Origin of the sequence: Pseudomonas lini (genome assembly GCF_030812475.1) — a bacterium.
GTDB classification, from domain to species: domain Bacteria; phylum Pseudomonadota; class Gammaproteobacteria; order Pseudomonadales; family Pseudomonadaceae; genus Aquipseudomonas; species Aquipseudomonas lini_A.
Map to the genome: position 1 here is coordinate 17,055 of NZ_JAUSSR010000024.1, position 23,935 is coordinate 40,989.

At 62.0% G+C, this 23,935-nt stretch carries 18 protein-coding genes; 9 read left to right on the plus strand and 9 right to left on the minus strand.

What is annotated here, in order from left to right:
* Positions 1-29 precede the first annotated feature (29 nt).
* Positions 30-695, plus strand: coding sequence for a response regulator transcription factor (locus J2W17_RS30100; RefSeq protein WP_307343666.1), 666 nt, complete (start codon positions 30-32; stop codon positions 693-695).
* Between the two features lie 151 nt (positions 696-846).
* Here the strand turns inward: J2W17_RS30100 and nahK are convergent, their stop codons facing one another.
* The 4 genes from nahK to J2W17_RS30120 form a co-directional block, all read right to left on the minus strand.
* On the minus strand, positions 847-3,441 hold the full coding sequence (nahK, locus tag J2W17_RS30105; protein WP_307343763.1) for a hybrid sensor histidine kinase/response regulator NahK/ErcS': 2,595 nt from the start codon (positions 3,439-3,441) through the stop codon (positions 847-849).
* A complete protein-coding gene (gene nosP, locus J2W17_RS30110; protein ID WP_307343669.1) occupies positions 3,410-4,573 on the minus strand; it encodes a nitric oxide-sensing protein NosP in 1,164 nt (387 codons plus the stop codon). The genes nahK and nosP overlap by 32 nt, the downstream gene beginning before the upstream one ends.
* Positions 4,574-4,823: 250 nt before the next feature.
* On the minus strand, positions 4,824-6,008 hold the full coding sequence (locus J2W17_RS30115; protein WP_307343672.1) for a porin: 1,185 nt from the start codon (positions 6,006-6,008) through the stop codon (positions 4,824-4,826).
* Between the two features lie 208 nt (positions 6,009-6,216).
* Entirely contained in the window at positions 6,217-7,023 is an 807-nt protein-coding gene (locus tag J2W17_RS30120) for a sulfite exporter TauE/SafE family protein (RefSeq protein WP_307343675.1), read from the minus strand.
* 164 nt (positions 7,024-7,187) lie between these two features.
* Here J2W17_RS30120 and J2W17_RS30125 point away from each other — a divergent pair, with 164 nt between their 5' ends.
* A complete protein-coding gene (locus J2W17_RS30125; RefSeq protein ID WP_307343678.1) occupies positions 7,188-8,051 on the plus strand; it encodes an MBL fold metallo-hydrolase in 864 nt (287 codons plus the stop codon).
* Between the two features lie 110 nt (positions 8,052-8,161).
* On the opposite strand, the gene bkdR is transcribed toward J2W17_RS30125, so the two are convergent.
* Positions 8,162-8,650 (minus strand): Bkd operon transcriptional regulator BkdR, encoded by a 489-nt coding sequence (gene bkdR, locus J2W17_RS30130; RefSeq protein ID WP_017339472.1) that lies wholly within the window; start codon positions 8,648-8,650, stop codon positions 8,162-8,164.
* A 185-nt stretch (positions 8,651-8,835) separates the two neighbouring features.
* On the opposite strand from bkdR, the gene J2W17_RS30135 reads away from it, so the two are divergent.
* From J2W17_RS30135 to J2W17_RS30155, 5 genes are all read left to right on the plus strand, one after another.
* On the plus strand, positions 8,836-10,071 hold the full coding sequence (locus J2W17_RS30135; protein ID WP_307343694.1) for a 3-methyl-2-oxobutanoate dehydrogenase (2-methylpropanoyl-transferring) subunit alpha: 1,236 nt from the start codon (positions 8,836-8,838) through the stop codon (positions 10,069-10,071).
* A gap of 1 nt (position 10,072) precedes the next feature.
* On the plus strand, positions 10,073-11,131 hold the full coding sequence (locus tag J2W17_RS30140; RefSeq protein WP_064678038.1) for an alpha-ketoacid dehydrogenase subunit beta: 1,059 nt from the start codon (positions 10,073-10,075) through the stop codon (positions 11,129-11,131).
* The gene (locus tag J2W17_RS30145; RefSeq protein WP_307343699.1) at positions 11,132-12,406 is read left to right on the plus strand and encodes a dihydrolipoamide acetyltransferase family protein; all 1,275 of its coding nucleotides are present in this window, start codon (positions 11,132-11,134) and stop codon (positions 12,404-12,406) included. It abuts the gene before it with no gap.
* 3 nt (positions 12,407-12,409) lie between these two features.
* Positions 12,410-13,792, plus strand: coding sequence for a dihydrolipoyl dehydrogenase (lpdA, locus tag J2W17_RS30150; protein ID WP_307343702.1), 1,383 nt, complete (start codon positions 12,410-12,412; stop codon positions 13,790-13,792).
* Positions 13,793-14,060: 268 nt separating this feature from the next.
* Positions 14,061-15,080: a branched-chain amino acid aminotransferase gene (locus J2W17_RS30155; RefSeq protein WP_307343705.1), complete on the plus strand. Its 1,020-nt coding sequence runs from the start codon at positions 14,061-14,063 to the stop codon at positions 15,078-15,080.
* A 66-nt stretch (positions 15,081-15,146) separates the two neighbouring features.
* Here J2W17_RS30155 and J2W17_RS30160 read toward each other — a convergent pair whose 3' ends face one another.
* From J2W17_RS30160 to J2W17_RS30175, 4 genes are all read right to left on the minus strand, one after another.
* Positions 15,147-15,977 (minus strand): TIGR03915 family putative DNA repair protein, encoded by an 831-nt coding sequence (locus J2W17_RS30160; RefSeq protein ID WP_307343708.1) that lies wholly within the window; start codon positions 15,975-15,977, stop codon positions 15,147-15,149.
* Complete coding sequence (locus J2W17_RS30165) at positions 15,974-17,194, minus strand: putative DNA modification/repair radical SAM protein (protein WP_307343711.1); 1,221 nt, start codon at positions 17,192-17,194, stop codon at positions 15,974-15,976. The genes J2W17_RS30160 and J2W17_RS30165 overlap by 4 nt, the downstream gene beginning before the upstream one ends.
* Before the next feature lie 95 nt (positions 17,195-17,289).
* Positions 17,290-18,591 (minus strand): ATP-binding protein, encoded by a 1,302-nt coding sequence (locus J2W17_RS30170; protein WP_307343714.1) that lies wholly within the window; start codon positions 18,589-18,591, stop codon positions 17,290-17,292.
* A 4-nt stretch (positions 18,592-18,595) separates the two neighbouring features.
* Positions 18,596-19,297, minus strand: coding sequence for a response regulator transcription factor (locus J2W17_RS30175; protein ID WP_307343717.1), 702 nt, complete (start codon positions 19,295-19,297; stop codon positions 18,596-18,598).
* Positions 19,298-19,592: 295 nt separating this feature from the next.
* On the opposite strand from J2W17_RS30175, the gene J2W17_RS30180 reads away from it, so the two are divergent.
* Entirely contained in the window at positions 19,593-20,750 is a 1,158-nt protein-coding gene (locus tag J2W17_RS30180; protein ID WP_307343720.1) for an efflux RND transporter periplasmic adaptor subunit, read from the plus strand.
* A 15-nt stretch (positions 20,751-20,765) separates the two neighbouring features.
* Positions 20,766-23,864, plus strand: a complete 3,099-nt coding sequence (locus J2W17_RS30185; RefSeq protein WP_307343723.1) for an efflux RND transporter permease subunit — start codon at positions 20,766-20,768, stop codon at positions 23,862-23,864.
* The last annotated feature ends 71 nt before the right edge of the window (positions 23,865-23,935 follow it).

The following is a 23,935-nucleotide window of genomic DNA, read 5'->3' on the forward strand; positions in this document are numbered from 1 at the left end:
CCCTAATCAAAATAATGAGGTGAAAGGCCATGTACAAAATTCTGATTGCCGACGATCACCCGCTGTTTCGCGAAGCCATTCATAACGTCATCAGCGATGGCTTCCCGGGCAGCGAGGTCATGGAAACCGCCGACCTCGACAGCGCCCTGGCGCTGACCCAGGAACATGATGACCTCGACCTGATCCTGCTCGACCTGAACATGCCCGGCATGCACGGCCTCAACGGCCTGATCAACCTGCGCAACGAGGCGCCGACCATTCCGGTGGTGATCGTCTCCGCCGAGCAGGACAAACAGATCGTGCTGCAGGCCATCACCTATGGCGCGGTGGGGTTCATCACCAAGTCTTCGCCACGGGTGCAGATGACCGAGGCCATCCAGCAGATCCTCAACGGCAACGTCTACCTGCCGCCGGACATCATCCGCTCACAGAAAAGCGGCACCCATCGGCGGATGAACGATACCCCGAGCTTTGCGCCGGAATTGCTTCAGGCCCTGACCCGCAAGCAACTGCTGGTGCTGGAACGGATGACCAAGGGCGAGTCGAACAAACAGATCGCCTACACCCTGGAAATCGCCGAAACCACGGTCAAGGCGCATGTCTCGGCGATTCTGCGCAAACTCAATGTGCACAATCGGGTACAGGCGATTCTGAGTGCCGGGGATATTGATTTCGGGTCTTATCTGCGGCGCTGAACATCGGGGCAACCGGAAGACCGAGTCGTCCCTTTCGCGAGCAAGCCCGCTCCCACATTTAATCTCGGGTGAACACAAAATTTGTGTTCACTGGAGATCTCATGTGGGAGCGGGCTTGCTCGCGAAGAGGCCCGCACAGACACCACAAGCCTCAAGGCCTGCCGAGCAAATGACTCATCGCCGTCTTGAGCTTCATCGGCCGCACCGGCTTGTGCATCAGGGTATGCCCCAGCTCACGGATCTGCTGCTTGAGTTCATTGCTGTAGTTGGCGGTGATCATCATCGCCGGAATCGCTGAAGCACGCCGGGCGTTGATCCGGGCCACGGCATCGACGCCGTTCTTGTCATCATCCAGGTGGTAGTCGGCAATCAGCAAATCCGCTTCGGCGTGATAATTGTCCACCTGCCGCGCCAGATCCTGCTCCGACAGCGCCGTGACCACCAGGCAACCCCAGCCTTCCAGCAACGTACGCATGCCGGCGCAAATAGCCGCGTCGTTGTCCAGCACCCATACCCGCGCCCCGCGCAAACGCTCCAGCATCGGCTCGCTCATCAGCAGGCTCGGCAGCGCCTTCGGGGCCGTGGCGCTCAACGGCACCTCGACCGAGAACATCGAGCCCTTGCCAGGCCACGAACGCACGTGAATGCGGTGCCCGAGAATCCCGGCAATTTTCTCGACGATCGCCAGCCCCAGCCCCAGACCACGATCCTGGTCGGGTCGCTGCACATCGCCGCGCTTGAACTCCTGGAAAATCTCCTCCAGGCGGTTTTCGGCAATGCCCATGCCACTGTCCCACACCTGGATCGACAGCCGTTGATGATGACGCCGGCAACCGAGCACCACCCGCCCACTGTAGGTGTAGCGAATGGCATTGCTCAGCAGGTTGCGCAGGATCCGCGCCAGCAACTGAATATCGCTGCGCACCAGCGCCGAACACCCGATGAAATGCAATTCCAGGCCTTCACTGCGGGCGATCTGGGTGTACTCGGCCGCGAGGTTTTCCAGCAGTTCGCAGAGGGCGAACGGCGCAATGTCGGCCTTGATCACCCCGGCATCCAGCTTGGAAATGTCCACCAGGGTGCCGAGCAGGTTTTCCACGTCTTCCAGGGAATTGCTGACATTGCGCACCAGCACCGCGTTGGCCACCGGTTCGCGGCGCTCCAGCAGCGCACTGGTAAACAGCCGAGCGGCATTCAACGGTTGCAACAGGTCGTGGCTGACGGCGGCCAGAAACTTGGTCTTCGACAGGTTGGCCTGCTCGGCTTCCAGTTTGGCCTCGCGCAGGCGTGACTCCGCCCGCCGACGCTCCTCGATTTCCCGCAGCAACTGATCATTGAGGGTGGTCAATTCCGCCGTGCGTTCGCGCACCCTCAGCTCCAGATTCTGATAGGCCTGGTGCAAGGCCTCCGCAGTGCGCCGGCGTTCGGTGATGTCGCGGATCAGCACGAAGATCCCCACCACTTCGCCGCTGGCCAGGCGATTGGGCACATAGGAGCGCAGCATGTAGCGCTCCTGATTATTGATATTGGTTTCGGCAAATTCGAAGGTCACGCTCTCGCCGGCCAGCGCCCGGGCCACATAGGCTTCCAGGCGCTGGTAATGCTGCTCGCTGTGCACTTCGCGCAGGCTCTGACCGAGCATCACGCCCCGTGGCCAGCAGTACCACTCTTCGTAGACTTTGTTGGTGAACTCGTACACCAGATCGGCATTGAGGTAGGCGATCAACGCGGGCACATGGTCGGTGATCAGGCGAATCCAGCGCTCGCTTTCGCTGAGGGCTTCGGCATGCTGGTAGCGTTCGGTGATGTCGGTGAAGGTGTTGACGAAGCCACCGGTGGGCAACGGATGGGTGCGGATTTCCAAGACCCGGCCATCATAGAGGCGCTGCTCGCATTCCTGCACCGGCCGCCCGTTGCCATCACGACTGGCCGGGGTCAGCAGGTTCAGCTCGCTGTCGGCGATCACCTCGGCGAACGGCCGGTGGGCTGCCACCGGGGCCAGACCGCTCAACTCAAGAAAACGCCGGTTCCACAGCTCCAGGATGCCTTCGGCGTTGACCATCGCCACTCCTTGGGACAGGTTATCGACCGCCCGTTGCAGCAAATGGGATTTCTGCGCCACGGCTTGTTCGCGGCGCATGGTCTCGCTGAGTTTGACGTCGGTAATGTCGGTGAACAGGATGACCCGCCCGCCCTCCTGGGTCGGCCGTTCGCTGACTTGCAGCCAACGGCCGTCCTGCAGGCGATAGAGCAGGTTTTCATCGGCATGGCCCCGGGGCTCTTCAGTGAACAGCCCGGTGGCACTCATCAGCCGCTTGACCTCGGCCAGGCGCATGCCGGCGTTGATCCGCACCCGGCTGTTGCCCCAGAACGCCTTGAAGCGACTGTTGAACAGCACGATCCGCTGCTCGGCATCGAACAACACGAAGGCATCGGAAATACTCTCGATGGCATCGATCAAATGCTGGTGCGCGGTCTCGGCCCGCAGGCGCGCTTCGCTGAGCAAGTGGTTGCCCGACTTGAGTTCGGCCATGGCCTGGTTCAAGGCGTCGGTGCGCTCGCGCACCTGTTCGGCCAGCACCACCGAATGCTGGAACGCCGCGTACGGGTCGTTGCCGCGGGTGATGCCGGACTCGATCCGTTCGATCAGCGCACTGTTGATCCGCTGCAACTTGTGGTTGTCATGCTGCAGGCTGGCGATTTGCGCCTGCAGTTCAGCGGCGTCCAGGGGACCGGTCTCGGGCAATGGCAACCCCGGTAAAGGTCTGGTTGATGTGCATGCCATTGAACTGTTCTCCGTAGGTGTTGAAACCCATCACCCGCTGGTCACGCAAAAAGCCGCCGATCTGCTCCAGGTGCCCGCCGTCTTCCAGCTCCAGGCGCCTGAGAAAACAGTCGCAGCCGATGGTCAGCAGCAGGTCGCCTAGACGTTCCTGCAAGCCCTCGAACAGGTGTTGCAGGTTGGGCAGCATCGGCCCCGGGGTCATCACCGTTAGCACGATGCCATTTTCCACCGCGCAGTAGAAACTCAGGCTCAGGTCCGGATGCACCTGCTGGATCGCCCGCACGTAATACTGATCGTTGATCCGAACTGCCAACGGGTGCGCGGCGAAGACCCGGTGATCGAGTTCGGCCACCGGGACGCCGATGTGCCGGGCGTACTCCTCGGCGGCGGGTTCGGCATTGAGCTCGAACACCCGGCGCGAAGCGCTGTCGGCCCCGGTGACCACCAGTTTCTCAGCCCGGGGCAGGATGTGGTGAGTGGTGAAGACCTCGAAGTCGAGCCAGGTATTGACCAGCACCACCACTGCCGCACCGCTGTGAAACTCACCATTGAAATAAACGTGGGTGTGGGTCAGGTAGTTGTCGTCGCCGGCCGAGCCGCCGAAATGCGGGATGTCGCCCAAGGCCGCGCTCAAGGCCGCGAGGACCATTTCTTCGCGACTGGACAGGCCATCGAGCAAAGTCAGGGCAAAGCTGTTGCCCTTGATCGGCGCCACAGTGTTGCTGCGACAGCCACTGACCAGGCGCTCGACCATCTGCTGGGCGTCGATCAGGCTGAAGCGCTCCATCTCGCAGATCAATTCGGCGTCGATGGAAAAATGGCGATGATCGAAGCCCACCGCGGTCACGCAGTTGCGACCGTAGCCCAGGGGGGTGATTTCCCCGGCGCTGGTGCAACCCACCAGGCGAATGCCGCCGAAGCTTTGCTCCAGGGCGTGGCCCAGCGCCTGCAAATCGTACTCGGCAGAGCAGAAGAACAGCACGAAGCCCAGATGGGGATGCAACAACTGCCGCGCCAGCTCCTGGGCCACCTGCCCGGCATCGGTGGCCTGGGACATGGCACTGACCACACCTTCATTCTGGACCTGCTGCATCGTCGCCTCCCGCAGGTGCGTGTATATGAGGATTGAGTGTACGAAGGCTGCGGGGGGCGACCTATGCTACTTGGGTAGCGGTCTGGCGGTTCGATGGGATGAGACCGGATCTGCAAAACACTGCAGATCCCCTGTAGGAGCTGGCTTGCCAGCGAAGGCGGCTTAACATTCAACATCTTCGTTGACTGACACACTGCCTTCGCTGGCAAGCCAGCTCCTACAGGGGATCTGCGTGATGCCAGTTCCTGGGTTACCAGGTCAACACCGCTCCCACCGCAAAGGTATCGGTGTCTTCGTTCTGGTCACTGGTGTCATGGCCATTGATTTCAAACTGGTTGTACTCGGCCACCAACTTGAGGTTGTCGTTGACGTCATGGAACAACGCAACACCGCGGGTCTCATAATCCGCGCCGCTGCCGACCACGCCGTTACCGTCGTCCTCGGTCTTGCCATAGGACAAGGCCAGGCGGTTCTTGCCCAATTTGTATGAGCCTTGCAGCAGGTAGCCGTCGCTGTCGACATTGCGCAGGGTCGGCTCGCCGGCGTTGTTGGTGAAGAACGGGTTGATGCCCTTGGCCTGGAAGCCGGACCCGGTCAGCGACAAACCGCCCATTTTCGCCTGAACGCCGTAGCCGACGCCTTTGGAGGTGACCGATTCAACTGTGGAATCGGTGTTGTCCGAGGTCTGGTAGCTGCCGTTGACCCAGCTGTAGATCTTGGCCCCGGCGAGGTCGAACTGATAGGTGATCTCGCTCTCGGTGCGCGGGTTCTCCTGGTATGCCTTACCCGTCGGGCTGCTGTCGTTGGTGTCCACCGGGTCCATGATCCCCACCGCCACCCGCAGGCCGTCCATCACCGGCGTGCGGTAGGTGATCTGCGAAGTGGGGAACGGATACGGATAACCGGTGCCGATGTTGCCGAACGACACCCCGCCACCGTCCACCAACCCCAGGGTATCGCTGACCTGGCCATAACCGGCGAGCAGTTCATCGAGCAGGATGTTGGAACGGGCAAACAGGCCGAAGTCCTTGCCGATCAGCACTTCGCCCCATTGCGGGTTGGCCACCGTGCCATAGAACTGCCGCACGTCGATGGCGGTGTCGGTGCCGTTGGTTTCGCTATCGTTGATGGTGACCCAGAACGAAGCACGGGCGCCGAGCTTGAGGTCATCGACCTGCTTGCCCATGTTGAAGCCCAGGTAGTTGGGCAAAAAGCCCATCTTGACCCGCGACTGCCGACGGTCGTACTGCTCGCCGGCACGGTCGACATCGCTATTGACGTAGAAGGCGTTGACGTAGCCGTCGGTGGAAAACGTGGTCTGGTCCTTGTCGTACAGCATGATCTCGGCCTCGGCCATGGCACTCAAACCGAGGGTCGACAGGCTGGCGAAAAAGGCAGGCAAGTAACGATGCTTGAAGTTCTTATTGTTGTGCATGGAGCGCTCCGCAACGGGGGACTTGATGTCGGAGGCGATTATCGAAAGTGGACCGGCGGCGTCATACGCTGCCTTGGCGCTGGTTTGCAGATGCTTTGGAGTGGCGGGTAGAGCACGGCAAATTCGATGTAAGACTGCCCGCTGGCAAGGTTCGCCACTTAAGACGTACGCCTGTGGAGCCGACTGGCATCCACAGGAACCGGTACCTCTAGGCGCTCGCCTTGAACAGCATGTAGGCGGCGACCACCAGGCAGATGCTGGCGAAGCCGATCTGCAAGAGCCGGGCCGGGACGCGCGCGCAAAGTGTGCGGCCAATGACCATGCCGACGATGCTGGCGACGATGAACACCGCACCCGACCCGTCGATGCGCACCCCGGCGTGGAACGCACCGAAGACGCCGATCGCCGAAATCAGGCTGATCACCATCAAGGAAGTGGCGACGATCCCGCGCATTTGCACGTCGGTCAGTTGCTTGAAGGCCGGTACGATCAGGAAACCGCCGCCCACCCCGAGCAGCCCGGAGACGACCCCGGTCACTGCACCGAGTGCCGCCAGGGTCGCGGTGCATTTGGCGGTCCAGGAAAAGCGCCCGGTCTGCTGATCGAGCATGCAGTTCTTCTGGCCCCAGTTGGCGTGGCCATGGTCGCTCGGCCCTGGCTCCTGGCGCTCACGGCGCAGCATGCGCCAGGCGACCATGACCATCAGCAGGCTGAACAGGATCATCAGGATTTTTTCCGGCAACCGATGGGCGAAGAAAATGCCCACCGGGGAGAAAATCGCCCCCAGCAAGGCGATCAACAGCGCGGCGCGATAGCGCACCAGACCGTGACGCAAACCATCGATGGCACCGACCGCCGCCGCACTGCCCACCGCAAGCAGCGCGACCGGTGCCGCCTGGGTCATGGTCAGCCCCAACCCCAGCACCAGGGCCGGCACCGCAAGAATCCCGCCACCGGCGCCGGTCAATCCAAGGACCAGCCCCATCACCACGCCCAAAAAACCTGCCAACAGCATAAAGCACTCATGATCCGCGAAAGAAAGCCGGGAACGCCCGGTATCGATTGAGTGACAGGATAGAGCCCATGCAGCTTTTTTCATTAACAGAATTAATACGGGGGTGGTCAACCCAGGGAAAATGAAACTACCCTCATGGTCTGTCCTCCCAAAAAAAAACCACCATGCCCGCCTTGATTGAAGCCTTCCTCGACCCCGCCTCGTCCACCTACAGCTACGTGATTTACGAAGCCGACGGCGGTCAATGCGCAATCGTCGATCCGGTGCTCGACTACGATCCCGCCGCCGGGCGCACCGACACGTCCCAGGCTGACCGGCTCATCGCCTTCGTCCGCCAGCATCAATTGCAGGTGCAATGGCTGCTGGAAACCCACGCCCACGCCGATCATCTGTCCGCCGCGCCCTATCTGCGCCGGCTACTGGGCGGCAAGATCGCGATCGGTGAGTCCATCGGCAAGGTTCAGGACGTGTTCAAGACCCTGTTCAATCTGGAAGCCGAATTTGCCGTCGACGGCTCGCAGTTCGATCACCTGTTCGCACCGGACGAGTCATTCATGATCGGCAACCTCAAGGCCACGGCCCTGCATGTGCCCGGCCACACGCCGGCGGACATGGCCTACCTGGTCGACGGCCAGCTGATTCTGGTAGGCGACACGCTGTTCATGCCGGACGTCGGCACCGCCCGTTGCGACTTCCCTGGGGGTGATGCCAGCCAGATGTTCACATCGATCCGCAAACTGCTGGCCTTCCCCGCCAGCGTCAGTCTTTACGTTTGCCACGATTACCCCACCGCGGGCCGCGAGTCCCGGTGCATGACGACGGTGGGTGAACAACGCAAAAGCAATATTCATATCCACGACGGCATCGATGAAGCTGCATTCGTGACCATGCGCAACCAGCGCGACGCGGGATTGGGCATGCCGACGCTGTTGCTGCCGGCGATCCAGGTGAATGTGCGAGCGGGGAACTTGCCGCCGGCAGAAGACAACGGCATCACCTACCTGAAAATCCCCCTGAACACACTCTGACCCGGTGGAGGAGCCGGCTTGCCGGCGAAGGCGTCGTCATGGGCGCTGCAAGGCTTGAGGCCGCCTTCGCTGGCAAGGGTTGCGGTCTTGTATGAACCGGTGGTTTACAGTCAGTTGGCCAGCGTTAACCCATTGGCCGGCAACGGCAGCGCCGTCTTGTAGCGCACCTGCTTGAGCGCAAAGCTCGACCGGATGTTCGCCACCCCCGGCACCTTGGTCAGAAAATCCATCATGAAGCGCTCAAGCGACTGAATGGTCGGCACCAGCACCCGGATCAAATAGTCCGGGTCGCCGGCCATCAGGTAGCACTCCATGACTTCGGGGCGATCCGAGATCGCCTCTTCGAAATGCTGCAGGGCCTCCTCCACCTGTTTCTCGAGGCTGACATGAATGAACACATTCACGTGCAGCCCCAACAGATCGGCATCCAGCAGGGTGACCTGTTCGCGAATCAGCCCCAGTTCTTCCATCGCCTTGACCCGGTTGAAACAGGGTGTCGGCGACAGGTTGACCGAGCGTGCGAGGTCGGCGTTGGTGATCCGCGCGTTCTCCTGCAGGCTGTTCAAAATGCCGATATCGGTACGGTCCAGTTTGCGCATGAGACAAAAACACCTGTGATTTTATGTTTATGAAGAATTTTTATCCTCAAATGACTGCAAGTGCAACGAAAGACAGAGAAATATTCTCCTTGGCCCGGCCTATGATTGTTGTAGGACAAGAATTCTCCTACAGGGAATGAAGGTCAGCTCACTACAAGAATTTCACAAGATCGAGCGTAGAAGCCATGAACCAAGCGTACGAACCGCTGCGCCTGCACGTTCCGGAACCTTCGGGCCGTCCAGGGTGTAAAACCGACTTCTCCTACCTGCGTCTGACCGATGCCGGCCTGTCGCGCAAACCCCCCATCGATATCGAACCCGCCGAAACCGCCGACCTGGCCAAGGGCCTGATTCGCGTGCTCGACGACCAGGGTAACGCCCTCGGCGAATGGGCTGAAGGCGTGCCGGTGGAGATCCTGCGCAAAGGCATGCGCGCCATGCTCAAGACGCGGATCTATGACAACCGCATGGTGGTCGCCCAGCGTCAGAAAAAAATGTCGTTCTATATGCAGAGCCTCGGCGAAGAGGCCATCGGCAGCGGTCAGGCCCTGGCGTTGAACATCGACGACATGTGTTTCCCGACCTATCGCCAGCAAAGCATCCTGATGGCGCGGGACGTGCCGCTGGTGGACCTGATCTGCCAGCTGCTGTCCAACGAGCGCGATCCGCTCAAGGGCCGCCAGTTGCCGATCATGTATTCGGTCAAGGACGCCGGTTTCTTCACCATTTCCGGTAACCTCGCCACCCAGTTCATCCAAGGCGTGGGCTGGGGCATGGCCTCGGCGATCAAGGGCGACACCAAGATCGCCTCGGCCTGGATCGGCGACGGCGCCACCGCCGAATCGGACTTCCACACCGCCCTCACCTTCGCCCACGTCTACCGGGCGCCGGTGATCCTCAACGTGGTCAACAACCAGTGGGCGATCTCCACCTTCCAGGCAATTGCCGGAGGTGAAGCCACGACCTTTGCCGGACGTGGCGTCGGCTGTGGCATTGCTTCCCTGCGGGTCGATGGCAACGACTTCGTCGCGGTCTACGCCGCCTCGGCCTGGGCTGCCGAACGTGCCCGGCGCAACCTGGGTCCGACCATGATCGAATGGGTCACCTACCGCGCCGGTCCGCACTCCACCTCCGATGATCCGTCCAAATACCGGCCAGCCGACGACTGGAGCTACTTCCCGCTGGGCGATCCGATTGCGCGCCTCAAGCAACACCTGGTGAAAATCGGCCAGTGGTCTGAAGAGGAACACCTCGCCGTCAGCGCCGAACTGGAAGCCGAAGTGATCGCCGCGCAGAAACAGGCCGAGCAGTACGGCACCCTCGCCGGTGGCCAGATTCCGAGCGCCGCGACCATGTTCGAAGACGTCTATAAAGAGATGCCGGAGCACTTGAAGCGCCAGCGCCAGGAGTTGGGGATCTGACATGAACGATCACAACAGCAATATTCAGTTGGATACCGCCATGACCACGACCACCATGACCATGATCCAGGCCCTGCGCTCGGCCATGGATGTGATGCTTGAGCGTGATGACAACGTCGTCGTATTCGGCCAGGACGTGGGCTACTTCGGCGGCGTGTTCCGTTGCACCGAAGGCCTGCAGACCAAGTACGGCACCTCCCGGGTGTTCGACGCGCCGATCTCCGAAAGCGGCATCGTCGGCGTCGCCGTGGGCATGGGCGCCTACGGTTTGCGGCCGGTGGCCGAAATCCAGTTCGCCGACTACGTCTACCCGGCCTCGGACCAGATCATTTCCGAAGCCGCCCGCCTGCGCTATCGCTCGGCCGGCGAGTTTACCGCGCCGATGACCCTGCGCATGCCTTGCGGCGGCGGCATCTACGGCGGCCAGACCCACAGCCAGAGCATCGAGGCGATGTTCACCCAGGTCTGCGGTTTGCGCACGGTCATGCCGTCCAACCCTTACGATGCCAAGGGCCTGCTGATCGCCTCCATCGAAAACGATGACCCGGTGATCTTCCTCGAGCCAAAACGCCTGTACAACGGCCCGTTTGACGGTCACCACGATCGCCCGGTGACCCCGTGGTCGAAACACCCGGCCGCACAAGTGCCGGACGGTTACTACACCGTGCCGCTGGACGTCGCCGCCATCACCCGTCCGGGCAAGGCGGTGACCATCCTGACGTACGGCACCACCGTCTACGTCTCGCAAGTCGCCGCCGAAGAAACCGGCATCGACGCGGAAGTCATCGACCTGCGCAGCCTGTGGCCACTGGACCTGGACACCATCGTCAAGTCGGTGAAGAAAACCGGACGCTGCGTCATCGTTCACGAAGCGACCCGCACCTGCGGATTCGGCGCCGAACTGGTGGCCCTAGTGCAGGAACACTGCTTCCACTACCTGGAAGCGCCGATCGAGCGCGTCACCGGCTGGGACACCCCCTACCCGCACGCGCAAGAGTGGGCGTATTTCCCTGGGCCGTCCCGAGTGGGCGCGGCGTTGAAACGGGTCATGGAGGTCTGAATGGGCACGCACGTTATTAAAATGCCGGACATTGGCGAAGGCATTGCAGAAGTTGAATTGTCGGTGTGGCACGTCAAGGTCGGCGACATGGTCGTCGAAGATCAGGTGCTGGCCGATGTCATGACCGACAAGGCGATGGTCGACATCCCGTCCCCGGTGCATGGCAAGGTGATTGCGCTGGGCGGACAGCCTGGCGAAGTCATGGCGGTGGGCAGCATCCTGATCAGCATTGAAGTCGAAGGCGCGGGCAACGTTAAAGAATCCGCTCAGCCCGCCGCGGCTGCAGTGAAAGAAATGCCGGTTGCAGCGCCGAAAGCTGAAGCGGTGGCAGAGAGCAAACCGGTTGCGGCGCCGCGTCCAGCCGCCGTTTGCCAGGGCCCTATGGTTGCTCGCGAGGCCCATGAGCGCCCGCTGGCCTCCCCGGCCGTGCGCAAACATGCACTGGACCTGGGCATCGAGTTACGTCTGGTGCGTGGCACCGGTCCTGCCGGTCGCGTCTTGCACGAAGACCTCGAGACCTATCTGGCCCAGGGTCAGCAACCACAGTCGTCCGCGGCTGCCGCTTACATCCAGCGTACCGATGAAGAACAGATCCCGGTGATCGGCATGCGCCGCAAGATCGCCCAGCGCATGCAGGACGCCACCCAGCGGGCCGCCCACTTCAGCTATGTCGAAGAAATCGACGTCACCGCCGTGGAAGAGTTGCGCGCGCACCTGAACGAAAAACACGGCGCGACCCGCGGCAAGCTGACGCTGTTGCCGTTCCTGGTCCGCGCGCTGGTGGTCGCCCTGCGCGACTTCCCGCAGATCAACGCCCGTTACGACGACGAAGCCCAGGTCATCACCCGCCTCGGCGCGGTGCACGTGGGCATCGCCACCCAGGCCGACATCGGCTTGATGGTACCGGTGGTGCGTCACGCCGAAGCGCGCAGCCTGTGGGACAGCGCCACGGAAATCTCGCGCCTGGCCACAGCAGCACGCACTGGCAAGGCCAGCCGCGATGAGCTGTCCGGTTCAAGCATCACCCTGACCAGCCTCGGCGCGTTGGGCGGCATCGTCAGCACTCCGGTGCTGAACTTGCCGGAAGTGGCGATCGTCGGTGTGAACAAAATCGTCGAACGGCCAATGGTGATCAAAGGCCAGATAGTGATCCGCAAGATGATGAACCTTTCCAGCTCCTTCGATCACCGCGTAGTCGACGGCATGGACGCGGCGCAATTTATCCAGGCCGTTCGTGGCTTGCTCGAACAACCCGCCACCTTGTTCGTGGAGTAAGACATGCAGAATTTGAACACTACGCTGCTGATCATCGGCGGCGGCCCTGGCGGCTATGTGACGGCGATCCGTGCCGGCCAACTGGGCATCCCGACCATCCTGGTGGAAGGCGAATCGCTAGGCGGTACCTGCCTGAACATCGGCTGCATTCCGTCCAAGGCGCTGATCCACGTTGCTGAGCAGTTCCATCAGACTCAGCATCACAGCCAGCACTCGGCGCTGGGCATCAGCGTTTCGGCGCCGACCCTCGACATCAGCAAGAGCGTCGAGTGGAAGGACGGCATCGTCGATCGCCTGACCACTGGCGTCTCGGCGCTGCTGAAGAAGAACAAGGTTCAGGTGATCCAAGGCTGGGCCAAGGTTATCGACGGCAAGACGGTCGAAGTCGGCGACACGCGGATCCAGTGCGAGCACCTGGTGCTGGCCACCGGTTCGAAAAGCGTGAACCTGCCGATGCTGCCGATTGGCGGGCCGATCATCTCCTCCACCGAAGCCCTGGCGCCGACGTCCGTGCCGAAACGACTGGTCGTGGTCGGTGGCGGTTACATCGGTCTGGAGCTGGGAATCGCCTATCGCAAGCTCGGTGCAGAGGTCAGTGTGGTCGAGGCGCAGGATCGGATTCTGCCGGCCTACGACGGCGAACTGACTCAGCCGGTGCAGGATGAACTGAAGAAACTCGGCATCAAGCTTTACTTGAAACACAGCGTGGAAGGCTTTGATTCACAAGGTAATGCGCTGCAAGTTCGTGACCCGAACGGTGACACCCTGAACCTGGAAACCGATCAGGTGCTGGTGGCTGTCGGCCGCAAACCCAACACTCAGGGCTGGAACCTCGAAGCACTGAACCTGGACATGAACGGCTCGTCGATCAAGATCGATAACCGCTGCCAGACCAGCATGCGCAACGTGTACGCCATCGGCGACCTGAGCGGCGAACCGATGCTCGCGCACCGGGCCATGGCCCAGGGCGAGATGGTGGCCGAGCTGATCAGAGGTAAATCCCGAGAGTTCAATCCGACCGCCATCGCTGCCGTGTGCTTCACCGACCCGGAACTGGTGGTGGTCGGCAAGACGCCGGACGAGGCCAGGGCCGCGGGGCTGGACTGCATTGTCTCGAGCTTTCCGTTTGCGGCCAATGGCCGGGCGATGACACTGGAATCGAAAAGCGGCTTCGTGCGGGTCGTGGCACGGCGTGACAATCATGTGATTGTCGGTTGGCAAGCGGTCGGCGTGGGTGTGTCGGAGTTGTCGACGGCGTTTGGCCAGAGCCTTGAAATGGGCGCACGGCTGGAAGACATCGCCGGGACGATCCATGCCCATCCGACCTTGGGCGAAGCGGTGCAGGAAGCGGCGTTGCGGGCGTTGGGGCATGCGCTGCATTTGTGAATCAAGGGGATTGTTGGCGTAGCTGATGGCCTCTTCGCGAGCGGGCTCGCTCCCACAGGATTTGTGGTGTTTGCAGGCTCTATGGCTTACAGAGATCGAATGTGGGAGCGAGCCTGCTCGCGAATTCTCGAGGGCGACATCATTTATATGCCAGTCACCCGATAGTCCGGGCTGCGAAAAGGCCCCGGAATGAAGTATTGTTGTCCCCATCAGAAAAACGTCAGAAGCCTTGAACCGTTTCGGCGGTTGTTAAGCGATAGAGGGTGTCATGGGTAACGAAAGCATCAATTGGGACAAGCTGGGTTTTGACTACATCAAGACAGACAAGCGCTATTTGTCGCACTGGCGTAACGGCGAGTGGGACGCAGGCACCCTGACCGAAGACAACGTGCTGCACATCAGCGAAGGCTCCACTGCCCTTCACTATGGCCAGCAATGCTTCGAAGGCCTCAAGGCCTATCGATGCAAGGACGGCTCGATCAACCTGTTCCGCCCGGACCAGAACGCCGCGCGCATGCAGCGCAGCTGCGCGCGCCTGCTGATGCCGCAGGTGTCCACCGAGCAGTTCATCGAAGCCTGCAAGGACGTGGTCCGCGCCAACGAGCGCTTCATCCCGCCTTACGGCACCGGTGGCGCGCTGTACCTGCGTCCGTTCGTGATCGGCGTGGGTGACAACATTGGCGTGCGTACCGCCCCCGAGTTCATCTTCTCGATCTTCTGCATCCCGGTGGGCGCCTACTTCAAGGGCGGCCTGACCCCGCACAACTTCCTGATCTCCAGCTACGACCGCGCAGCCCCGCAAGGCACCGGTGCGGCCAAGGTCGGGGGCAACTACGCCGCCAGCCTGATGCCGGGCTCCCAGGCCAAGAAGGCGCATTTTGCCGACTGCATCTACCTGGACCCGATGACCCACACCAAAATCGAGGAAGTCGGTTCGGCCAACTTCTTCGGGATCACCCACGACAACAAGTTCGTCACCCCGAACTCGCCGTCGGTCCTGCCGGGCATCACCCGCCTGTCGTTGATCGAACTGGCCAAATCGCGCCTGGGCCTGGAAGTGATCGAAGGTGACGTGTTCATCGACAAGTTGTCCGACTTCAAGGAAGCCGGCGCCTGTGGGACTGCCGCCGTGATTACGCCGATCGGCGGCATCAGCTACAACGACAAGCTGCACGTGTTCCACAGCGAAACCGACGTCGGCCCGATCACCCAGAAGCTCTACAAAGAGCTGACGGGCGTACAGACCGGTGACGTCGAGGCGCCGGCAGGCTGGATCGTCAAGGTTTGATCTGACTCCCATTGCATCGAAGCCCTCCATTGCCTTGGCAATGGGGGGCTTTTTTACGCATCGAGGTCACCCCCCGATGATTCGCGCAGAGATTCGCTTGCCGCCCCTGCCCTTGATGCCAATGGCCTGACCGTCCTGCTGCTTGCCGGTCCGCGCCTGGGTGATCAATCCCGGTATCAGCGGTCCCTCGGGCAGGTTTTTCCAGAAGCGTGCCGGCAAATGCCCCTGCATGACTTTCGGGTTCAGCCGCGCCGGATTGAAGATGTGGCTGTAATACGTCAACCACATGTCGCTGTGCGGATCCTCGACATTTTGCGCCAGTTGCTGCCATTCGAGCGGGCATTGCCGTTGGTGGATCAACTGCTCGCCATCGTAATAAACCCCGTCCCGAGGCGTTGCAATCAGCCAGCGGTGTCGGCCCATTCGACCGATGAAATGCTCACTGGCACTGCGCAAAATATCGTGGGCCGGCTCGTACCAGGCGACGTAGTGCGGACCATCGTTTTCCGGTAACGCGACGAAGCGTACGAATGCATGTAAATGATGAGATTCATGCTGTACCTGCTTGATTCTCCCGTTAAATTCACTTCCCAGCTTGTCCCCTGCAAGCATCGCGGAGCGGTCACCGTGACTGACCCGCCACAGCACCTCGTACAACAGGCTCCAGCGCTGATCGCCACGATAACGAGCGGCACGCTCGAGGGTGTCTAACAGCGCTCTGGGAACGCGCGCCTGATACGGCCCTTGGGTTTCGGGCAGTTCATTGTCACTGGCAAACAAGTCGGCCACGCCTTCATTGGCCCAACTCACCCTGCTCGGGTCGACACCATGGCTGAGCAGCCAACGAGCCTGTGTACGCCAGGTGTCGAACAAGTCGTCGCAATCGAGACTGATCATCCCCACAAACCCATTTGCTGCGGTTGCGGCCGGTCGCGCAGTTGCTGATACAACAAGTGGCTCGTCACCTCAGCCTGTTGCGGGTGGTAATCGCTGGTGATGATGAACGGCTTGGCCTTGGCCAGCACGCAGCGCATGCGGGCCAGGTCTTCATAGCGAATCCGCCGCTGACGACGCAGTTCCACCAGCCGTTCGGTGGTACGCAGGCCTATCCCCGGAACTCGCGAGATCATCGACGCCTCGGCTCGGTTCAGGTCCAGCGGAAACACCTCACGGTGCTCCAGTGCCCAGGCCAGCTTCGGGTCGATGTCGAGTGCCAGATGTCCAGGCCCCTGGAACAATTCGCCCGCCGTGAAGCCGTAGCTGCGCAGCAGGAAATCGGCCTGATACAAACGGTGCTCGCGCATCAGCGGCGGTGCGGCCAGTGGCACGCTCTTCGGGCTATTGGGGATCGGACTGAACGCCGAGTAATAGACTCGACGCAAACGGTAGTTGCCGTACAACGCCTGGGCGCTGTGAAGAATGGTGCTGTCGTCGGTGTCGTCGGCACCGACGATCATCTGCGTACTCTGCCCGGCCGGAGCAAATTTGGGTGCGCGCGGTTCGTTGAGCACGGTTTGTTCACCGGTGAAGATCGTTTGCATCGCCTGCTTGATCGAGCCCAGGTGTTTTTCCGGGGCCAGGTGTTGCAGGCTGGTATCGGTTGGCAATTCGATGTTGACGCTCAATCGATCGGCGTAACGCCCCGCTTCCTCAATCAGCGCGGGGTCGGCTTCGGGAATAGTCTTGAGGTGGATGTAACCGCGGAACTCGTGGTCTTCACGCAACAGCCTGGCCACGCGAATCAACTGCTCCATGGTGTAGTCCGCCGAGCGAATGATCCCGGAGCTGAGAAACAGCCCGCTGACGCAATTGCGCCGGTAGAAGTCCATGGTCAGCGTGACCACTTCTTCCGGGGTGAACCGGGCGCGAGGCACGTCGCTGGAACGCCGGTTGACGCAGTATTGGCAGTCATAGAGACAGAAGTTGGTCAGCAGGATCTTCAGCAACGAGACGCAGCGCCCGTCCGGGGTATAGCTGTGGCAGATACCCATGCCATCGGTCGAACCCAGGCCGCTTTTGCCCTCGGAGCTGCGCTTCGGCGCGCCGCTGCTGGCGCAGGACGCGTCATACTTGGCGGCGTCGGCGAGAATGCCGAGCTTGTCGATAAGTTCCATGGGAGCAGGCCTGTACTGTTTGGATATACAGTATAGTGTCGATCACTGCTGCACAAGTCATCGACAGACCCTTGGTCGGGTTGTTGAGACGACGATCAGACAGGCGTCGGCAACCACAACCTGAATCGCGCTCCACCCAGCGGCGATGCCTCGACGGTCAGCGTTCCGCCCTGGGCCTCCAGCGCCCGGCGACTGATCGCCAACCCCAGGCCAAACCCGCCCGTGGCGCGATCCCGGCTGCGATCCAGGCGATAAAAGGGTTCGAAAATCCGCTCACTTTCATCGTCGGGAATGCCAATGCCATCGTCGTCAACCCAGATCTCACACCCCTTCGGGCCAACCTGCACACCGATCTGAATCCGTTTTTCGCAGTAGCGCATGGCGTTGCGCAGCAGGTTCTGCAGGGCGCGGGCGGTCAGGCGCGGGTCGAGGCTGAAGCGTTCGAGCTGGCCGTGAAGCAGTACGTCGATGACGATGTCGGGGGACTCCAGTTCTTCGTCGACGCTGCCAAGGATACTGTCGATGAACTCATCCAGCGAGACGTCGACCCGCTCGGGCAGCCGCGCCGGGTTTTGCAGGCGGCTGTAGGACAGCAACTCCAGCACCAGCTCATCGAGTTCACGGATGTGGGCTACCAGGCCTTGCAGGCGCTCGCGGCTGGCGGCCGGCAGGTCGTCCGACAGCGCCAGGGCCAGGCCGAAATCCAGGCGCGTCAGGGGCGTGCGCAATTCGTGTGAGACGGCATTGAGCAAGTCCCGCTGCTGGTTGAGCAGGTTCTCGATGTCGCCGGCCATGGTGTCGAACACGTTGGCCAGGCTGCCGATGTTGGAGCTGGCGGAGATCTGCGTGCGCTCGCTCAACTGGCCCTTGCCGAAGCGCTCCGCCGTGCCCTTGAGGCGCTCCAGGTCGCGCCAGTGCGGGCGCAGCCACAGCAACAGGCAGGCGAGCATCGTCGCGCCGATCAGCACGTTGATGCTCCAGTACAGCAAACTGACGTCCGTCGGGTCCGGCGGCACCACCATTTTCACCACCGTGCGCTCGTTCAGCGGCGACACCGCCAGGGTGCGCCAGCCCCAGTCGCCTATGCGCACGATGTTCTCGCCACGCTGCAGACGCTGCCGCTCATCGAGGGTGAAGTCGGCGTCGTCGTTGCCGCTCAACACGATATGCAGCGGCTGGAACTCTTTATCCATCTCAGCCGCCAGGGCCGGCCATTGCGCCGGGGGGACGGAATGGAACTGTTTGACGATGAGGGTCTGCAGCCCTCGGGAATAGTCGAGGTTGTAGGTGAGAAAACGCTCGTGAAAAACCTTGATCACCAGGTCCGGCACCAGGTAGATCGCCGCGCTGAACGAGACGATGGTCACCAGGTACAGGCGAAAGAGGATTCTGAACATCGGCTCAGCATTCCCACTCGGAACGGCTGAACAGGTAGCCCTTGCCCCAGACGGTCTTGATCTTGCGCGCCTCGCCGGCGCAGTCGCCGAACTTGCGCCGCAATTTGGAAATCGCTACGTCCACCGAACGATCGGTGCCGTTGAATTCGATGCCGCGCAGGCGTTGCAGGATCTGGTCGCGGCTGAGCACTTCGCCGGCATGCCGGGCCAGCACCACCAGCAGGTTGTATTCGCCGCTGGACAGTTCGACCAGTTGCCCGCGCCAGGTCACGGTGCGTTCGGACAGGTCAATGCACAGATTGCCCATGAGAATGCGGTCGTTGACGGCCTGGGGTTCGCCCAGGCTGCTGCGCCGCAGCAAGGTCCGCACCCGGGCCAGCAGCACCCGCGGCTCGCAGGGCTTGGTGACGTAGTCATCGGCGCCCATTTCCAGGCCCAGTACCTGGTCATGGCTGTCGTCGCGGGCGGTGAGCATCAGGATCGGCAGCATGGCCGAATCGGCGCGCAGTAAACGACAGACTTGCAGGCCGTCGAGCCCCGGCAGCATCAGGTCGAGGATCACCAGGTCCGGGGGATCGAGCCGGGCCCGTTCGCGCACGTGGTCACCGCGGGCGATCACGCTGACGCAATAGCCGTTGCGTTCCAGGTAGCTGGCGATCAGCTCGGCGAGGGCGGTGTCGTCTTCGACCAGGAGGATGTTGGGCATGGGGGTGTTCCAGAAAGTGCTGTGGCGCCGGGCAGACCGCCTTCGCGAGCAGGCTCGCTCCCACAAGGGATCTCATTGGACACAAACTCTGTGTACACCTCTGAACCGCTGTGGGAGCGAGCCTGCTCGCGAAGACGGCCTGACAGGCGCTAAAAAGTCTCAAGCTGCAAAGGATATACGCCCTCACCCACCCCCGTGCAAAACCCTTACACAATTTCACACAGCACCTACAAAGCTTCACCGCTACCCTCCTCGCCTCCCCGTAGGATGGCGGGGTCATTATTGGGGTAATTACATGTCAAACAACCTGCTTGCCAGGCTCAGCCTCATCGCACTGGCATTGACGCTGAGCGCTTGCGACAAGGCTCCGACTGCCGAAGAGCAGGCGCCTCTGGCCACGGTTCGCATCGAGACCCTTTCAGCCAGGCCGCTGTCGATCAGCAGCGAATTGAGCGGGCGCATTGCCGCGCCGCGCATCGCCGAAGTCCGCGCCCGCGTGGCCGGCGTGGTGCTGCAACGGACCTTCCGTGAAGGCAGCGACGTGAAACAGGGCGACGTGCTGTTCCGCATCGACCCGGCGCCCTTCAAGGCAGACCTGGACAGTGCCGAGGCCGCGTTGCGCAAGGCCCAGGCCAATGCCTTCCAGGCGCGCTTGCAGGAGCAGCGCTACGCCCAGTTGATCGAAGGCAATGCCATCAGCGGCCAGGACTACGACAACGCCCGGGCGGCCGTGCGCCAGACCGCGGCCGACGTCGCCGCCAACCAGGCCGCGGTGCAGCGGGCGAAACTCAACCTGGGCTACGCCACCGTCACCGCGCCGATTTCCGGGCGCATCGGTCGCGCGCTGGTCACCGAAGGCGCCCTGGTCGGGCAGAATGAAACCACGCCACTGGCCTTGATCCAGCAGTTGAACCCGATTCACGCCGACCTCACCCAGTCGACCCGTGAACTCAACGACCTGCGCCGCAGCTTCCGCTCCGGCCAACTGCAGCAGGTCGGCCAGGGCCAGGCCAAGGCCACGCTGATCCAGGACGATGGCAGCCTCTATCCGTTGCCGGGCAAGTTGCTGTTCACCGACATCACGGTCGACCCGGGCACCGGCCAGATCATCCTGCGCAGCGAGTTCCCCAATCCGGACCTCGATTTGCTGCCGGGCAGCTTCGTTCGCGTGCGCCTGGAGCAAGCGGTGAACCAGCAAGGCATCAGCGTCCCGCAACGGGCCATCCAGCGTGACAGCGCCGGCATCGCGCAGGTGCTGTTGCTCGACGCCGAACAACGGGTCGGCCAGCAGCCGGTGGAACTGGGTCCCGTGCAGAACGATCGCTGGATCGTCACCGGCGGCCTCAAGGCCGGCGACCGCATCGTCGTCGAAGGCCTGCAACACGCCAAGCCCGGCGAAAAAGTGCAGATCGACGACACCCCTCTTCCCCTTGCCCAGGCTTCTGGTCAGTAAGCAGGACGCTTTTTTATGCCGCAGTTCTTTATCGATCGCCCGGTGTTCGCCTGGGTGGTCGCCCTGTTTATCCTGCTGGCCGGTGCCCTGGCCATTCCGCAGTTGCCGGTGGCGCAGTACCCCGATGTCGCCCCGCCGCAGATCGAAATCTATGCCGTGTACCCGGGCGCTTCGGCGCAGACTGTCGACGAGAGCGTGGTCAGCCTGATCGAGGAAGAACTCAACGGCGCCGATCATTTGCTGTATTTCGAGTCGCAAAGCAGCCTTGGCAGCGCCACGATCAAGGCCACCTTCCAGCCGGGCACCAACCCGGAAATGGCCCAGGTCGATGTGCAGAACCGCCTCAAAGTCATCGAGTCGCGCCTGCCGCAAGCGGTCACTCAGCAGGGTTTGCAGGTGGAGAAAGTCTCCGCCGGTTTCCTGCTGCTGATCACCCTGACCTCTAGCGACGGCAAGCTCGACGACGTGGCGCTCAGCGATTACCTGGCGCGCAACGTGATGAACGAGATCAAGCGCCTGGACGGGGTCGGCAAGGCCCAGCTGTACGGTGCGGAACGGGCGATGCGCATCTGGATCGACCCGCGCAAACTCATTGGATTCAATCTGACCCCGGCCGACGTCAACGCCGCCATCGTCGCGCAGAACGCCCAGGTGTCGGCCGGCAGCATTGGCGATCTGCCGACCCGCAGCACCCAGGAAATCACCGCGACCATTATGGTCAAGGGCCAGCTGTCGACCCCGGAAGAATTCGCCGACATCGTGCTCAAAGCCAACCCCGACGGTTCTACCGTGCGCATCGGCGATGTGGCGCGGGTCGAGATCGGCAGTCAGGAATACCAGTTCGGCACGCGCCTGAACGGCAAGCCATCCACCGCGGTCGGCGTGCAATTGTCCCCCGGCGCCAATGCCCTGAGCACTGCGACGCTGGTGCGGGCGAAGATGGATGAACTGGCGCGCTACTTCCCGGCCAATGTGGAATACAAGATCCCGTACGACACTTCGCCCTTCGTCAAGGTCTCGATCACCAAGGTGGTCTACACACTCGTCGAGGCGATGGTGCTGGTGTTCGCGGTGATGTTCCTGTTCCTGCAAAACATCCGTTACACGCTGATTCCGACCCTGGTGGTGCCGGTGGCGCTGATGGGCACCTTCGCAACCATGTTGGCCCTGGGTTTCTCGATCAACGTGCTGACCATGTTCGGCATGGTCCTGGCCATCGGCATCCTGGTGGACGATGCGATCGTTGTGGTGGAAAACGTCGAGCGGATCATGGTCAGCGAAGGCCTGTCGCCCAAGGAGGCGACGCGCAAGGCGATGCAGCAGATTACCGGTGCGATCATCGGCATCACCCTGGTGCTGGTGGCGGTGTTCATTCCCATGGCGTTCATGCAGGGCTCGGTCGGGGTGATCTACCGGCAATTCTCCTTGTCGATGGCGACCTCGATCCTGTTCTCGGCCTTCCTCGCCCTGACCTTGACCCCGGCGCTCTGCGCGACCTTGCTCAAGCCGATCGCCAAGGGCGAGCATCATGAAAAACGCGGATTCTTCGGCTGGTTCAACCGCCGCTTCGAACAACTGACCCTGCGTTACCAGGGCTGGGTCGCCTATGCATTGAAACGCACCGGTCGCTACCTGTTGATCTACGGCGTGCTGTTGATCGGCCTGGGTATTTGCTTCAGTCGCCTGCCCTCCTCGTTCCTGCCGGTGGAAGACCAGGGCTATACCATCACCGACGTACAACTGCCGCCGGGCGCGAGCAGGAACCGCACGGTGCAGGTCGTCGAGCAGATCGAAGCGCACAACGCCACTGAACCCGGGGTCGGCGACAGCACGGTGATCCTTGGTTTCAGCTTTTCCGGCAGCGGCCAGAACGCGGCGCTGGCGTTCACCACGCTCAAGGACTGGTCCGATCGCGGCAGCGACGATTCGGCCAGTTCGATTGCCGACCGCGCCAATATCGCATTGAGCCAGGTCAAGGACGCCGTGGCCTTCGCCGTGCTGCCGCCGCCCGTGGATGGCCTCGGCACCTCCAGCGGTTTCGAGTTCCGCCTGCAGGATCGCGGCGGCCTCGGCCATGCCACGTTGATGCAGGCGCGCACCGAGCTGCTAGCGGCCGCTGAAAAAAGCCCGATCCTGATGAACGTGCGCGAAAGCGCCCTGGCCGAAGCGCCGCAGGTGCAGCTTGAGGTCGACCGCAAACAGGCCAACGCGCTGGGGGTGTCCTTTGCCGACATCGGCAGCGTGCTGTCCACCGCGGTCGGTTCCGCCTATATCAACGACTTCCCCAATCAGGGGCGAATGCAGCGGGTGGTGGTCCAGGCCGAAGGCGATCAGCGCAGCCAGGTCGCCGATCTATTGAATATGCATGTGCGCAACAGCGCTGGAAATATGGTGCCGATGTCGGCCTTCGTCCAGGCCAAATGGACGCAAGGCCCGGCGCAATTGACTCGCTACAACGGCTACCCGGCGATCAGCATTTCCGGTGAACCGAAACCGGGCCACAGTACTGGCGAGGCCATGGCGGAAATCGAACGGCTGGTGGCGCTTGGCCCGGCGGGACTGGGCCAGGAATGGACTGGATTGTCGCTGCAGGAGCGCCTGTCCGGCAGCCAGGCGCCGATCCTGCTCGGGCTGTCGTTGCTGATCGTGTTCCTGTGCCTGGCGGCGCTGTATGAAAGCTGGTCGATTCCGACCTCGGTGTTGCTGGTGGTGCCGCTCGGCGTGCTCGGTGCGGTATTGGCCGTGACCCTGCGCGGGATGCCCAACGACGTGTTCTTCAAGGTCGGGCTGATCACCATCATCGGCCTTTCGGCGAAGAATGCGATCCTGATCATCGAATTCGCCAAGAGCCTGGTCGACGAAGGTCACGACCTGATCGACGCCACGCTGCAGGCTGCGCGGTTGCGGTTGCGGCCTATCGTCATGACTTCCCTGGCCTTCATCCTCGGTGTGGTGCCGCTGGCGATTGCCACGGGTGCCAGCTCGGCAAGCCAGCAGGCCATTGGCACCGGAGTGATTGGCGGGATGATCACCGCGACCCTGGCGGTGCTGTTTGTGCCGGTGTTTTTCGTGGTGGTGATGAAGCTGGTGCGCAAGCGCCCTGACGATATCTAGCCCACACCCCCCCCCCTGTAGGAGCTGGCTTGCCAGCGAAGGGGCCCTGGAACACATCGTTCTTGAGGCCG